We start from the raw sequence: 13402 nt of genomic DNA, 5'->3' as shown, positions 1-13402 counted from the left end.
ATGACGAGCCACACACCCGCCCGTCGGGCCGCGCGCGCCGCGGGCGCCGTACTGATGCTGACCCTGGCCGCCGCCGGCTGCGCGGCCCACGGCGAGGAGCGAGTGAGCTCCCTCCGCGCCCCCCAGGTCGTCGAGGAGGGTGCGCTGACCGTCTGCAGCGACATGCCCTACGAGCCCTTCGAGTCCATGAAGGGCGGCGAGCCGGTCGGCTTCGACATCGACCTGATCCGCGAGGTGGCCGCGGAGCTCGACCTGCGCCTCGAGATCAAGGACACCGACTTCGACGCCATCCAGTCCGGCGACGCGCTCAACTCCGACCAGTGCGACCTCGCGATCTCGGCGATGACGATCACCGGCGAGCGGGCGCGCGTGCTCGACTTCTCCAGCCCGTACTTCGACGCCTCGCAGGCGCTGGTCGTCGCCAAGGGCTCCGGCATCGACGCGCTCGACGACCTCGACCGACAGCGGATCGGCGTGCAGGGCGGCACGACCGGTGAGCTCTACGTCACCGACAACGCGCCGGCCAGCGCGGACGTGGTGCCGCTCGAGGACGCCGTCGCCATGGAGGAAGCCCTCACCACGCGCGCGGTGGACGCCGCCGTCTACGACAACACCGTGGTCGGCGACGTGGTGGCCAACAACCCCGACCTCGAGGTCTCCGCCGAGTTCGACACCGGCGAGCAGTACGGCATGGCCGTCAAGAAGAACGGCAACGTCGACCTGCTGCGCTCGATCAACAAGGTGCTCGCCACGCTGGAGGATGACGGCGGCTACGACAAGATCTACGCCACCTGGTTCGGCGGCGTCCAGGAGTGACCCGCGGCCGCAGGGTTGCCGGTCCGGCTCGGGCACCAGCGCGACGCCGAGCCCGAGTGGATGCCTACGCCTGACCCAGGGGTATTGATCGCTTGCGTCGATCAATCAGCGTCCAGCTCGTCCTTGTGTCCAATCAATATCCGTACGTACCGTGGATCAGTCGGCGGTGACCTCCGCCACATCACCCCACCTCCACGCACGGAGACCGGCCATGGAGCTGCGGCACCTGCGCTACTTCGCCGCGGTAGCGGAGACCCGCCACTTCGGCCGCGCGGCCGAGCGCCTGCACATTGCCCAGCCGGCGCTCTCCCAGTCGGTCCGCCAGCTCGAGAACGAGCTCGGCGCCCCCCTCTTCACCCGCACCACGCGCCAGGTCAGCCTGACCCCGGCCGGCGAGTTCCTGTACGACGAGGCCCAGCGCGTGCTGGGTGCTGTCGAGGACAGCGTCCGGGGCGTCCAGCGGATCGCCGGTGGACGGCTCGGGCTGGTCCGGATCGCCTTCACGGGGACGGCGGCCTTCACGCACCTCCCCCGCATCGCACGGACGGTCAAGCGGGACCTGCCCGGTGTCGCCCTGGAGATTCACGCCGACCTGCTCACGCCTGCCCAGTCGGCCGGCCTGCGCGAGGGCAGCCTCGACCTGGGTGTGCTGAGGCCGCCGACGTCCGGTGACCAGCTCACGACGCGCACGATCGAGATCGAGCCGCTGGTCCTGGCCGTCCCGGCCGACCACCATCTGGCCACCGAACCGGTGGTGGCCATGGCCGACCTGCGCACCGAGCACTTCGTGCTGTACGCCGACTCCCACTCCGCGGTCAACGAGGCCGTCGTGCGCAGCTGCAGGGAGGCGGGGTTCGCCCCGCACAAGGAGCACGAAGCGCCCGGGACCGCCGTACTCCTCGCACTGATCGCCGCCGGCCTCGGTGTCGCACTCGTGCCCGCGTCCGTCCGCGCCGTCCCCCTGGCCGGAGTGGTCTTCCGCGACGTCGTGGACGCCGCGACCATCGAGCTCGCCGTCGCCTGGCGCGCCGAGTCCCCCTCCCCCCTCGTCCGGACGGTGCTGGCGTCGCTCGACGCGGCCGGCTTGTTCGCCGACTCCCCTGCCGCGTCCGCCCCGTCCCGCGAGGTCAGCCGATGAAGATCACGCACGTGGAGGCGATTCCGTTCGCCATCCCTTACGCCAAGCCACTGAAGTTCGCCAGCGGCGAGGTGCACGTCGCGGAGCACGTGCTCGTCCGCGTCCACACCGACGACGGTGTCGTGGGCGTCGCCGAGGCGCCGCCGCGGCCGTTCACCTACGGCGAGACCCAGGTCGGCGTCATCGCCGTCATCGAGAAGATCTTCACGCCCGCCGTGATCGGACTCGCCCTGACGGAGCGCGAGCAGATCCAGGCCCGGCTCAACCGCACCGTGGGCAACCCGGTCGCCAAGTCCAGCCTCGACATGGCGATCTGGGACGCGATGGGAAAGACGCTCGGCTTCCAGGTCACCGAGCTGCTCGGCGGCTACACCGATCGGATGCGGGTCTCCCACATGCTGGGCTTCGACGAGCCCGCCGCGATGGTGGCCGAGGCCGAGCGGATGCGCGACACCTACGGCATCACCACGTTCAAGGTGAAGGTCGGCCGCAGGCCGTACTCCCTCGACACCGCGGTCGTCCGCGCCCTGCGGGAAGGACTCGGCGACGGCGTCGAGATGTACGTCGACGGCAACCGGGGCTGGTCGGCCTCCGAGTCGGCCCGGGCCATGAAGGAGATGACTGACCTCGGGCTCACCTTCGCCGAGGAGCTCTGCCCCGCCGACGACGTGCTCGGCCGCCGCTGGTTGGTCCAGCAGATCGACGTCCCGTTCATCGCCGACGAGTCGGTGCCGACGCCGGCGGCGGTCACCCGCGAGGTCCTGGGCGGCTCGGCGACGGCCGTCAGCATCAAGACCGCGCGCACCGGCTTCACCCAGAGCCGCCGGGTCCACCACCTCGCCGAGGGCCTCGGCCTGGAGGTCGTGATGGGCAACCAGATCGACGGTCAGCTCGGCTCCATGTGCACCGTCGCGTTCGGCGCGGCGTTCGAGCTCACCTCCCGGCGGGCCGGTGAGCTCTCGAACTTCCTCGACATGAGCGACGACCTGCTCACCGAACCGATCGAGATCCGCGACGGCGAGCTCACGATCCGGCCCGGGGCCGGCATCGGCGTCGAGATCGACCCCGACAAGCTCCGGCGCTACCGCACCGACTGATCCACCTGAAGACCCCCGCAACGTAAGGAGAGGACCATCATGTCCGACACCACCACCGCCAGCGCGGCCGCCTCGGGGGCGTCCGCCACCGAGCGGTTCCAGCGCGACAAGTCGCCGTACGCCGCCGTCGCCGACACCCCGAAGGAGCGGGTCGACACCCTCGCCCGCGAAGTGCTCGGCGCGATCCACGACACGATCCGCCGGCACAAGGTCACCTACGACGAGTACAACGCGCTGAAGGCGTGGCTGATCCAGGTGGGCCAGGATGGAGAGTGGCCGCTCTTCCTCGACGTGTGGATCGAGCACGCCGTCGAGGACGTCGCCACCGAGCACCGCGCGGGCAGCAAGGGCTCGATCGAGGGCCCGTACTACGTGCCGAACGCCCCCGAGCAGGGTGCCAGGGGCACGATCCCCATGCGTGAGGACGAGAAGGGCAGCCCGCTCGTCTGGACCGGGAGGGTCACCTCGACCGACGGCTCCCCGCTGGCCGGCGCCAAGGTCGAGCTCTGGCACGCCGACGACGACGGCTTCTACTCGCAGTTCTCTCCCGGCATCCCGGAGTGGAACCTGCGCGGCTCCTTCACTGCGGACGCTGACGGCACCTTCCAGATCACCACGATGCAGCCGGCGCCGTACCAGATCCCCACCGACGGCTCCTGCGGCAAGCTGATCGCCGCGGCCGGCTGGCACGCCTGGCGCCCGGCCCACCTGCACGTGAAGGTGTCGGCCCCCGGGCACGAGCTGCTCACCGCCCAGCTGTACTTCCCCGGGGACGAGCACAACGAGGACGACATCGCCTCGGCCGTGAAGCCGGAGCTGATGCTCGACCCGAAGCCCAGCGCAGACGGCACCGGCTCCACCATCGAGTACGACTTCGTGCTCGACCGCGCCTGAGACGCCACCGACAGGAGACTCACCCATGCTCTTCCACGTGCGGATGGACGTGCGCATCCCGCTGGACCTCGACCCCGACGTGCGCGCCGAGCTCGTGGCCCGCGAGAGGGCCTACAGCCAGGAGCTCCAGCGTTCGGGCGCGTGGCCGCACATCTGGCGGATCGTGGGTGAGTACTCCAACTTCTCGGTCTTCGACGTCGCCGGCAACGACGAGCTGCACGAGCTGCTGTCCGGGCTCCCGCTCTTCCCCTACATGGACATCCACGTCACGCCGCTGGCGACACACCCGTCCGACGTCAACGCCTGACACCACCGGACCGGTCGGCCGGGAATGACGGGCGGTCTGCGCGGGTCAGGGGACGACGACGAGCTTGCCCACGTGCTGACGTCTCGCGAGCTGCCGTTGAGCCTCGGCGACGTCGCCCAGGTCGAACGTGGCGGCGATGACCGGCCGAACGACGCCTCGCCGAGCGAAGTCCACCAGGAGGTCGAAGATGGGTGGCGTGTGCATCGTCGATCCGACCAGTGCCAGGTTGGCGAGATACAGCCGCCGTACGTCGAGCTCCACGGCCCAGCCGTCCAGGGCGCCGGCCACGACCCAACGCCCGCCCGGGCGCAACAGTCCGAGGCCGGGACCGACCAGCGGTCCCGCGACGACGTCGATGACCGCGTCGTACCCCGCGGGTGCGGCCTCCGCTGCATCGGCGAGCACCCGTCCGCGATGGCGGTCCACGATCACGGCGGCTCCCGCACTGCGCACCGCATCTGCCTTGTCGCCACTGCACACAGCCACGACGCGGGCTCCCCGGGCGTGGGCGAGCTGCACCACGGCGAGTCCGACGCCGCCGGAGGCGCCGGTGACCAGCACCGTGTGGTTGCCGGTGACCGAGCCCCGCTCGAGCATGCCCAACGCGGTGCCGTACGCAATCGGCAGCGCCGCCAGCTCCACGTCGCTCAGCGGGGACTCGTCGACACGGTGGATGCGGTCGGCCGGCACGACGACGTACTCGGCGAAACCCCCGTCGCGCTCGCTACCGAGCACGTCGACCGGACGGGCGTCCGGCCCGGAGTCCTCGTAGTTGGCGGGATCGACCAGCACCCGCGACCCCACGACGTCGGTCGTCTCCTCGTCGCCGCAGGCAACCACGACGCCCGCCACGTCGCCGCCCTGGATACGCGGGAAATCGAGCGGTCCCAGCCAACCCGCTCTTTGGTTCGAGTCGCCGGCCAACCCGTAGGAGCCCTCTCGGGTCCACAGATCGGTGTTGTTGCAGCCCGCGGCGCCGACGCGCACCAGCACCTCGCGAGGCCTTGGGCGAGGCACCGGGACGTCGCGCACGTCGATCACCTCAGGCCCACCGTGCCGAGTGATGACGGCCGCCCGCATCGTGGAGGGAAGATCACCTGACTGCGCCGAAGCATGCGGTGACCCGGGTGCCGACGACATGATCGAAGCATGGCATGTCGCGCCCCATCTCGCCCCGGCCCGCCCGCCTCGTCCCGTTCGCCGAGACGAGGGTCACCACCGCCCGCAACGACCGGGCCGTGCCATCGCCCTGACTCCCCGGCAAGCGTCGCCCCGAGGTCTCACCGCTGCCGGTGCGCTGGACGGCCATCAGTCGGCGTCGCACCCTGGGGAGAGCGCCGGGCGTGCAACGCAACCCACGGCCACGTCACCACGGCCCAGACGACGGCGACGATGGCGATCTCGGCGAGCACGTACCAGGGCCAGTCCCCCAAAAGGTCGAGGACCGACGCGGATGCCGGCTTGGCATTGAGATAGCCGAAGTTGGTTCCCGCCGAGAGGTTGATCAGAAGCACAGTGGCGGCCCACGCTCCGGTCCCGACCAGCGCCGCCCGATAGCTGCGCCAGTCCGGAGTCAGGCCGAGCCCCCAGGTCAGGTAGACGGCCGCCCAGACCACCGTCGAGTGCATGGCCCAGAACAGGATGAAGACCGGATCAGGGAACTGCGCGACAAGGTCCGGTGTGATGATCGCCTGGGTCGTCAGGGTCAAGCCCCAGTAATAGGTCAGGGCAACGGCCCACCAGCGATGGGTCCAGAGGCCCACCACCGCAACCATCCAGGCGAGGTCGCACAGCTGCAGGGGCAGTGTCCGCTCCAGCGACCAGTACTCGGGGGTGAGATACAGGATCTGCAGCGGGACGGTGAAGGTCATGATTGCCACCGCCAGCAACTTGCCGACGAGAACACCCGACTCGTTCCCCCGGTTCGCCCGCCCCACCCACACCAGCAGCAGCGCTCCGGCCAGCAGCACGGCCAGGACGACCTGATGCGACGTGTCGAACGCCGAGAATCGACTCGCGAGCGAGGTGGCCTGCACCTGGTCTCACGCCTCCCCTTCGGGGCCATCTCCGTCACTCCCAGTATGCGCGGGCGGAGACGCGAGCGACCCACCGAGAGCGGTTCACCATCTCGTCCGCAGGTCTTCGCCGCGCTCGCCCGAGACCAGGGCACACGGCTACAGGGTTGGAGAGGTTCCGTGTCCAGGACCGATGAGTAATGGGCTGCGGTCCGGTCTCAACCTACGAAGCCGTTGAGGCCACCCGAGTGCGCTACACGCTCCCGAGACGGCTCTATGAGAAGGAGGACGCGATGGGCAGGATGTTTCCCTGCTTGTGGTTCGACGGCGACGCAGAGGAGGCGGCCAGCTTCTACGTGACGTTGCTGCCGGACAGCCGGATCGGCAAGGTCTGGCGCTCGCCGGCCGAGACGCCGTCCGGGCCGGCGGGCATGGTGCTGACGGTTGACTTCACGCTCGCTGGCCAACAGTTCCAGGGGCTCAACGGTGGCCCGGACTTCACGTTCAACGAGGCGGTGTCGTTCGTCATCGAATGCGATGACCAGGCCGAGGTCGATCGGCTGTGGGACGCGCTCACAGCGAGCGGTGGTGAGCCGGGCCCGTGTGGCTGGCTCAAGGACCGCTTCGGGTTGTCCTGGCAGATCGCGCCGCGAAGGCTGGATGAGCTGCTCAATGATCCCGATCCCGAGCGTGCCCGCCGGGCGATGGAGGCGATGCTCAAGATGGGCAAGATCGAGATCGCCGAGCTGGAGCGCGCCGCCGACGCCGCCTGACACCACCCAGGTCGTGACTCAGCCCGAGGAGCGCCTCCCTCGGACGCCGGTGCGATAGTGGGCGTATGGCGACGTGGCAGGACGTCGAGCAGGTCGAGCCGGGGTTTGCACGGCGCGTGCTTGCGCTGTTCGATGCGCACAGACACAAGACGATTGCCACCTTGCGAGCCGACGGGTCGCCACGGATCTCCGGGATCGAGGCGGCCTTCGAGGACGGCCGGCTGTCCTTCGGCTCGATGCCGAACGCGCGCAAGGGCGCGGATCTGCGTCGGGATCCGCGGTTCGCCCTGCACAGCGCCACGGTCGACCCGGTCGAGGGTTCAGAGGCGACGTGGCCGGGCGAGGCCAAGATCTCCGGGCGGGCGATCTATGCCGGGCCGACCACAGACGGATCCGACGCAGACCGCTTCTACGCCGACATCGCAGAGGTCGTGCACACCCACCTCAACGAGGAGGCCACGAAACTCGTCGTCGAGTGGTGGACGCCCACACAGGGGCTGCGCAGGGTCGAGCGCGACTAGTCCACGACCAACTCCGCGACAAGCACCCCCACCTTGTCGATCCGGTGCTCTGGATTGTCGAAACGGTCCGACCAGTAGTTTCCGGCCGCATGATCCTCTGGGGTCGCACACGTCGAGAGCGTGATCATCGACCGGACCGGGTCCGCGTTGGGACGGCCGGGGAGCGCGGCCGATTGTTCGGCAAGCGACCGCTGCGACCGGAACGATGTCGAGCGGGTGGCCGTCACCCGGTACACGTACACCGTCTGTCCCGCGTGGACGCGCACGCGGTCCCCGGCGCGCAAGGCGGGAAGGTCGCGGAACGGGGCGGAGTGCGAGGTGCGGTGGCCGGTGACGATGAAGTTGCCGACCTCACCCGGCCCGACGCCGCCGCCCGGGCCGCGCGGTGACGCGGTCGGACCGCGGTTCTGGATTCGGGTGCCCTCGGCGTCGTCCGGCGTGCCGGCGTAGCGGAGCACAGGCACTGAGCGGAGCCTGATCGCCGGGATGCTCAGGTGCGAACGCCGCGGTTCCCGTGCCGGGCGTGCCCGCTCGGCCGACACGCTTCGCCGCGCGGGGACCGACCCGGTGAGGGGATCGACGGGTGCACTGCTGCTGAGCTGGGCAGGCGCCGTTGGCGGAGCGTCGCGGGCTGACGCCGGCGGGACCGCGCCGTTCGAGGGCGCGTGGTCCGTACCCGAGCAGCCTACGAGCAGCCCTGACGCCAGGACCCCGGCGAGGAGTGCCCCGACACGTGCATGACTTCGAGTCACGCCCTCGACGGTACGGCGAGGCAACCAATCCGAGTGATCCCTGCTGTCGGGCGTCGTCGGCCGGGGCGGCGGTGACGCCGTGGCTCAGCTCAGTCGGCGGTCGAAGAACCGCACCGTCCGGTTCATCGCAGCGTTGAACGCCCGCCCGAAGGCATGCCCGTCGGCGTACCACTCCAGCTGGGATCTCGCGCCCGCCCGCCCGAGGGCGCGCCGGGTCGCAGTAGCCCAGCGCGGTGGGCACGTGTCGTCGAAGCGCCCGTGCACCATGAGCACCGGCTCAGTGATCCGGTCGACGTAAGGACGGGAAGAGTTCTCACGCCAGAAGCGCGGGTCCTGCTCGGGTGTGCCGTACCGACGCGCCAACTGGTCACGCAGCTCGGAGTCCTCCGGATCCGGACGGATGAACTCGTCGTAGTTCTCCCGTTCGAGCGACGAGACCGAGGCCCACAGCGAGGCCGCCCGCACCAGCCCCGGATGAGCGACGAGCGCCTCCAAGATCACCCCGACGCCCATCGAGCGGCCGAGCAGGCCCACCCGGTCCTCGTCGAGCGGGACGTCCGGCGAGCTGCGCAACGCCTTGACCGCGTTCATCACGTCGGCGCTGTATCCCAGCCGCATCCGGATCTGGACGAGCGGGTCGTCGTCGGACTCGGCGTGGTTGCGGTAGTCCACGTGCAGGACGATGTACCCGTTCGCCATCTGGGTCCGGGTATGCGACGAGGGCCTCCGGCGCCTCACGGCAGAGACACCGCGAGTCCTGACGGAGCCTGAGGGCGGCACGCTCCCGACCGCAGACCGACCCTCGATCTACGGCGATGGTGACGGTGAGGACGTCGTGGTGGCGGCGGATGGTTCTGGAGACGATGCGGCTGTCGTGGGCTCCGTGGTCGGCTCCGGTGTCGGCGTGGTCGTCGTGTCGTTCGCGTCCGGCGAGCCGGTAGGCGATGTGGTGGGCGTGCTGGTCGGCGACGTGGTGGGTGTGCTGGTCGGTGATGTGGTGGGTGTGCTGGTCGGTGATGTGGTGGGTGTGCTGGTCGGTGATGTGGTGGGCGTGCTCATCGGCGGCTCGCTGCTGACGTCGGTGGGCGTCCCGGTGGGCGACGGTGTCGGAGTGGGTGTCGCGTCGGGCAACATCGGTGGCGCGTCGCCGAGAATCGCGACGATCTCCGCCTTGAACGCTTCCAGCCGGGTCGAGATCTCCGAGAGCGAGTACGTCGTGATGCTCTGCCCGAACTCGGTCAACCTGCCCCAGACCTCGCCGAGCGCGCGCAACTGCTCCTCTCCCGGCGTCTCCTCCACCGACAGCACGAGCTGGCTGGCGATCGCGGCCGTGATGCAGCGGTAGCACTCGTAGTTCGCAGCCACGGAGAGGTTCTGCGGGACCACCACCTGGGCGTCATCCATGATGAGCACGACCTGGAAGGCGACGGCGACCGTTACGCAGTTCGAGCACGAGGCATAGGCGTGGGCCTCGTTCACGTTGAGCACCTCGTCGCCCGTGGCCCATACGAGTGCGAAGGCGAGATCGTAGGTCACCGAGTCGTCGGTGGTGTTGTACGCCGCCGCCTGGTTGTCCCCCTCCGCGGGGGGCAGGGGCTCGTCGAACGGGAATACCCATGGCTCGGCCGCTTCGTCCGGTTGCGCCGGCGTCGGCGTCGGCGTCTGTGGTTGGCCGTCGCCGTCGTCCTCGCTCGGGACGAGCACGATCGCCAACTGAGGGTCGGACTTGGTCGGGAGTGCCTTTCCCTCCAGGAAGGTGGCCTCCAGCGGCTCCCCGCCGGCCAGCCTGCGCTCGGCCGACGCGCCGACAGGAAGGACCCCGCGGTCGGGGACCATCGCGGCCACCCGGGCCGACGCTGGCGTTGCCCCGAGAACCGGAGCGCTCTGCGCGGCCGGCAGCAAGTCGGTAAGCAGTCCCCTCTCCCCCGGCACGACCGGCCGATAGGTGCCCGGCTGCGGCCACCATGCCCAGGAGAGACTCGTGATGACGGCAGTGCTGAGGGCTGCGGCGGCGACCCGCTTGAGGGCGGACCCGCGGCTCCAGCGCGCGAGACCTTGAGACCAGCGCAGCCCGATTCGCCCGAGGATGAGGAAACACGCCAGCATGGGCAGCACCACAGCCAGCACCTGGAGTGCGTGGGCGGTGACGTCGACCAGCCCCCCGGTCCGCCACGCGTCCAGCACGCCGGCGGCGTCCTCCTGCACCACGGACCAGCCCGTACCGAGCAGTCGCGGCACGGCCGTCACCATGGCCAGGAGCATGAGACCCAACATCGGGATCGTGATCAGCACCCACACGGTGATCACGGCGCGGGCCCATGGCTTCAGGACCCGGTTCTCCGGATCGGACCACCGGTGCGGCAGCAACCCGAGAAGTGTCGGCCGGATCCGGTGGTAGAGGTCAGGGACGCCGGTCAGGTCGGCGAGCAGGTGGTACCCGTCGAATCGGAGCAGCGGCATGAGCTGTTGCACCATCTGCATGATCTGGGTTGCCACCAGGAGCAGCAGTGCGTCCCACCGTGTGGCGTACCACCAGCCGAAGGTGAGCACCACCACGACAGCGTTGAAATACAAGCCGCCCAGGTCGGTGCAGATACGTCCCCACCTTCCCAACCGGTAGCTGTCGGTCACGTCGGTGTAGAACGCCGGCCACACGATGTAGATGCCGGCCCCGATAACTCCTGGGTCGGCTCCGCTGTACCGCGCCGCCGCCGCATGTCCGAACTCGTGGAAGCCCCCGGAGAGCACCGTCATCACGAACACGAGCAGCAGAAGGTGCGGCCGCTGGAAGGCGTCGTAGGTCGCAGGGGCGAGGCCCTGCTCGAAGAAGACCCACCAGGTGACTGCCAGGAAGCCGAGCACCACGACCGAGGCCAGCACTGGCCGGAAGAGGACCCGGAACGGGTCGGTCAGCAGGCGCGTGGTCCGGGGGTTGGTGACGGCGAGTTTGAATTTCAGTGCCAACAGGGGGTTGGACTTCGCGAAGGAAGGCTCGCGCCCGTCCGCCTGCTTGAGCAGCCCCATGGGGCGCAGGTGCTGGTCGACGAGCGTCGCGACCATGCCTTCTGAGACGCCCCTGTGCATGGTCTTGCCGACGATGGTCGCGATCTCGGCGCAGCTGCGCCGCCCGTCGACCGCGTCCAGCACCAAGTAGAGCAGCGGCGTGAGCTGAAAGGTCTGGCCGTCGCCGCGGCGGACCAGGGCTGGTGGGGTCCGGTAGCCGGACCCCACCATCGCCCCCAGCAGCTGGACGTCATCGACGCGCGCGGGCGCGTCGACGAGTGTGGTCACTGCGGCGTGGTCTCAGTGCTCGGTTCTGTCGTCACGTCAGCCGAGCTCGGTTCGGTCGTCACGTCAGCCGAGCTCGGTTCGGTCGTCACGTCAGCCGATGAGGGCACCTCGTCGGCGGACACAGACGTGGTGGTTGACGGGGTCTGGGTCGCCGGGGCCGACACCGGATCGTCCGTGGACGCGGTGTCGGTGTCGGGCGGCTCGACGGACGCCTGGTCGATGGTGGACGTCTGGTCGGACGTTGCCACCGCTTGCCCGGTGATGGACTGGGTGATGATGGCGTCCTGTTGCGAGATTGCCGTCGCCGCCGAGTCGTCGGAGAGGATGTTGGCGGCCACCGCCGCGTCGATGGGCGCCGCCACGTTGGCGTTGGCCGCGACCGCACCGTTGATCGGCGCAGCGAGGTCGGCGTCCAGGTCGACGTTGACGTCGACAGCCAGAAGGTCACCCTTCAGCAGGTCGCCGGTGTTTAGCTGGCCGATGGTGTCGGTGACATCGTCGAGGATCTCGCCCACGGTGCCGATGACGTTGCCCGCTGCGTCGAGAACCTGTCCAGTGAGCGGGTCGAGGGTGCCGATCACGTTGCCGACGGAGTCGACGACGTTGCCGGTTGCCCCGTCGAGGACGCCGATGACGTTCCCGGCGGCGTCTACCACTGCAGTGCCGTCAACCAGGTCGGTCACAGTGCCCAGCACGTCGCCCACCGAGTTGAGAACCTGGCCAGTCAACGGATCCAGCACTCCGACCACGTTCCCGGAGGCGTCGACGACGGTCCCGGTCGCCCCGTCGAGGACGCCGATGACGTCGCCAGCCGAGTCCACTACCGAGGCACCGTCGACCAGGCTGGTGACTGTGCCGACGATGTTGCCCGCCGAGTCCACGACCAACCCGGTGGTCTCGTTGAGCGTGCCGATGATGTTGCCGGCCGAATCGACCACGGTCCCGGTGGACGTGTCGAGCGTGCCGATGATGTTGCCGGCCGAATCCACCACGACCGTCCCGTCCACGGGCTCGAACGAGGCGGCCTCGGTGGTGGCGGCCGCGGCGTCGGCGGCTGCGGCGTCGGCGGCCGCCATCGGCGTCGACTGCTCACCGCCTGTGCCCTCGGTCGTGGTCGCGCCGGTCCCGTCGGTGACGGTGTCGGACTGGTCGATCGCGCTGTCCTGGATGCCGGTCGCGATCGCGTCCGCCGCCACGGTCTGGGTGACCATGACACCTTGGTCGGACAGCGCCTGGGAGGTGGAGCCGTTGGACAGCAGGTTGGCACTCACCGCTGCGTCGATCGGCAACACGACGTTGGCGTTCAGAGCGATGGCGAGGTCGATGGGCGCAGCCCCATCGATGGCGAGGTCGATGTCCGCCGCGAGGTCGAGGATCGAGACGACCTCCTTGTCCGGCAGCGCGGTCACCGCCTCGGCCGCCAACTCCTCGGTTGTCAACGGTGCGAACTCGTCGCTGCTCATCGCGTCTTCCCTCTCTAGCCGCCCGGCACGTCCGACAGAATGCTTCCTCCCACGGCCCGACGCGTCCTTGCTACGGGCCGCCCCGGGTCTTGTGTCGGGACCTCGCGGCCCGACATAACCGACGACTACCCGACATAACGAATGACTAAACCCGACCAGCTCCACAGCCAGCAGGCCTGCCAGAGATGACCTTCCACGGCCTGCGACACCAGCAGGCGTCGCTGCAACTCGCCGCGGGCACCGCTGGCGGTCGTCTCCAAGCGCCTAGGACACTTCAGCGTCTCTTTAACGGCCGACGTCTACTCCCCTCTGCTGCGTTCGACCGAGCATGAGGC

At 69.5% G+C, this 13402-nt stretch carries 13 protein-coding genes; 7 read left to right on the top strand and 6 right to left on the bottom strand.

Annotated features, from left to right (window positions below):
• From K1X13_RS00195 to catC, 5 genes are all read left to right on the top strand, one after another.
• Positions 1–816 carry an ABC transporter substrate-binding protein gene (locus tag K1X13_RS00195; protein ID WP_221023045.1) on the top strand — a complete coding sequence of 272 codons (816 nt, stop codon included), beginning with the start codon at positions 1–3 and terminating at the stop codon, positions 814–816.
• Positions 817–1027: 211 nt separating this feature from the next.
• Positions 1028–1954 carry a LysR substrate-binding domain-containing protein gene (locus K1X13_RS00190; protein ID WP_221023044.1) on the top strand — a complete coding sequence of 309 codons (927 nt, stop codon included), beginning with the start codon at positions 1028–1030 and terminating at the stop codon, positions 1952–1954.
• Positions 1951–3051 carry a mandelate racemase/muconate lactonizing enzyme family protein gene (locus K1X13_RS00185; protein WP_221023043.1) on the top strand — a complete coding sequence of 367 codons (1101 nt, stop codon included), beginning with the start codon at positions 1951–1953 and terminating at the stop codon, positions 3049–3051. Before K1X13_RS00190 ends, K1X13_RS00185 begins: the two co-directional genes overlap by 4 nt.
• Before the next feature lie 39 nt (positions 3052–3090).
• Complete coding sequence (catA, locus tag K1X13_RS00180; RefSeq protein WP_221023042.1) at positions 3091–3945, top strand: catechol 1,2-dioxygenase; 855 nt, start codon at positions 3091–3093, stop codon at positions 3943–3945.
• A 25-nt stretch (positions 3946–3970) separates the two neighbouring features.
• A complete protein-coding gene (gene catC, locus K1X13_RS00175; protein ID WP_221023041.1) occupies positions 3971–4252 on the top strand; it encodes a muconolactone Delta-isomerase in 282 nt (93 codons plus the stop codon).
• 45 nt (positions 4253–4297) lie between these two features.
• Here catC and K1X13_RS00170 read toward each other — a convergent pair whose 3' ends face one another.
• Positions 4298–5245 (bottom strand): zinc-binding dehydrogenase, encoded by a 948-nt coding sequence (locus tag K1X13_RS00170; protein ID WP_221023040.1) that lies wholly within the window; start codon positions 5243–5245, stop codon positions 4298–4300.
• Between the two features lie 287 nt (positions 5246–5532).
• Positions 5533–6288 (bottom strand): YwaF family protein, encoded by a 756-nt coding sequence (locus K1X13_RS00165; protein WP_221023039.1) that lies wholly within the window; start codon positions 6286–6288, stop codon positions 5533–5535.
• 272 nt (positions 6289–6560) lie between these two features.
• Here K1X13_RS00165 and K1X13_RS00160 point away from each other — a divergent pair, with 272 nt between their 5' ends.
• Complete coding sequence (locus K1X13_RS00160; RefSeq protein ID WP_221023038.1) at positions 6561–7040, top strand: VOC family protein; 480 nt, start codon at positions 6561–6563, stop codon at positions 7038–7040.
• A gap of 65 nt (positions 7041–7105) precedes the next feature.
• Entirely contained in the window at positions 7106–7561 is a 456-nt protein-coding gene (locus K1X13_RS00155; RefSeq protein WP_221023037.1) for a pyridoxamine 5'-phosphate oxidase family protein, read from the top strand.
• On the opposite strand, the gene K1X13_RS00150 is transcribed toward K1X13_RS00155, so the two are convergent.
• The 4 genes from K1X13_RS00150 to K1X13_RS00135 all read right to left on the bottom strand — a co-directional run bounded on the left by K1X13_RS00150 (position 7558) and on the right by K1X13_RS00135 (position 13067).
• Entirely contained in the window at positions 7558–8103 is a 546-nt protein-coding gene (locus tag K1X13_RS00150; protein ID WP_221023036.1) for a class E sortase, read from the bottom strand. The two genes, K1X13_RS00155 and K1X13_RS00150, sit on opposite strands and share 4 nt — an antisense overlap.
• A 294-nt stretch (positions 8104–8397) precedes the next feature.
• Positions 8398–9012, bottom strand: coding sequence for an alpha/beta hydrolase family protein (locus tag K1X13_RS00145; RefSeq protein ID WP_221023035.1), 615 nt, complete (start codon positions 9010–9012; stop codon positions 8398–8400).
• Between the two features lie 108 nt (positions 9013–9120).
• Entirely contained in the window at positions 9121–11604 is a 2484-nt protein-coding gene (locus tag K1X13_RS00140) for a hypothetical protein (protein WP_221023034.1), read from the bottom strand.
• Positions 11601–13067, bottom strand: coding sequence for a hypothetical protein (locus K1X13_RS00135; RefSeq protein ID WP_221023033.1), 1467 nt, complete (start codon positions 13065–13067; stop codon positions 11601–11603). The genes K1X13_RS00140 and K1X13_RS00135 overlap by 4 nt, the downstream gene beginning before the upstream one ends.
• Between the last annotated feature and the right edge of the window lie 335 nt (positions 13068–13402).

It is taken from the genome of Nocardioides jiangsuensis, from assembly GCF_019679455.1.
GTDB lineage: Bacteria > Actinomycetota > Actinomycetes > Propionibacteriales > Nocardioidaceae > Nocardioides_C > Nocardioides_C jiangsuensis.
Note: the sequence above shows the minus strand (reverse complement) of the source record. Positions and strands in the feature narration are given on the sequence as shown.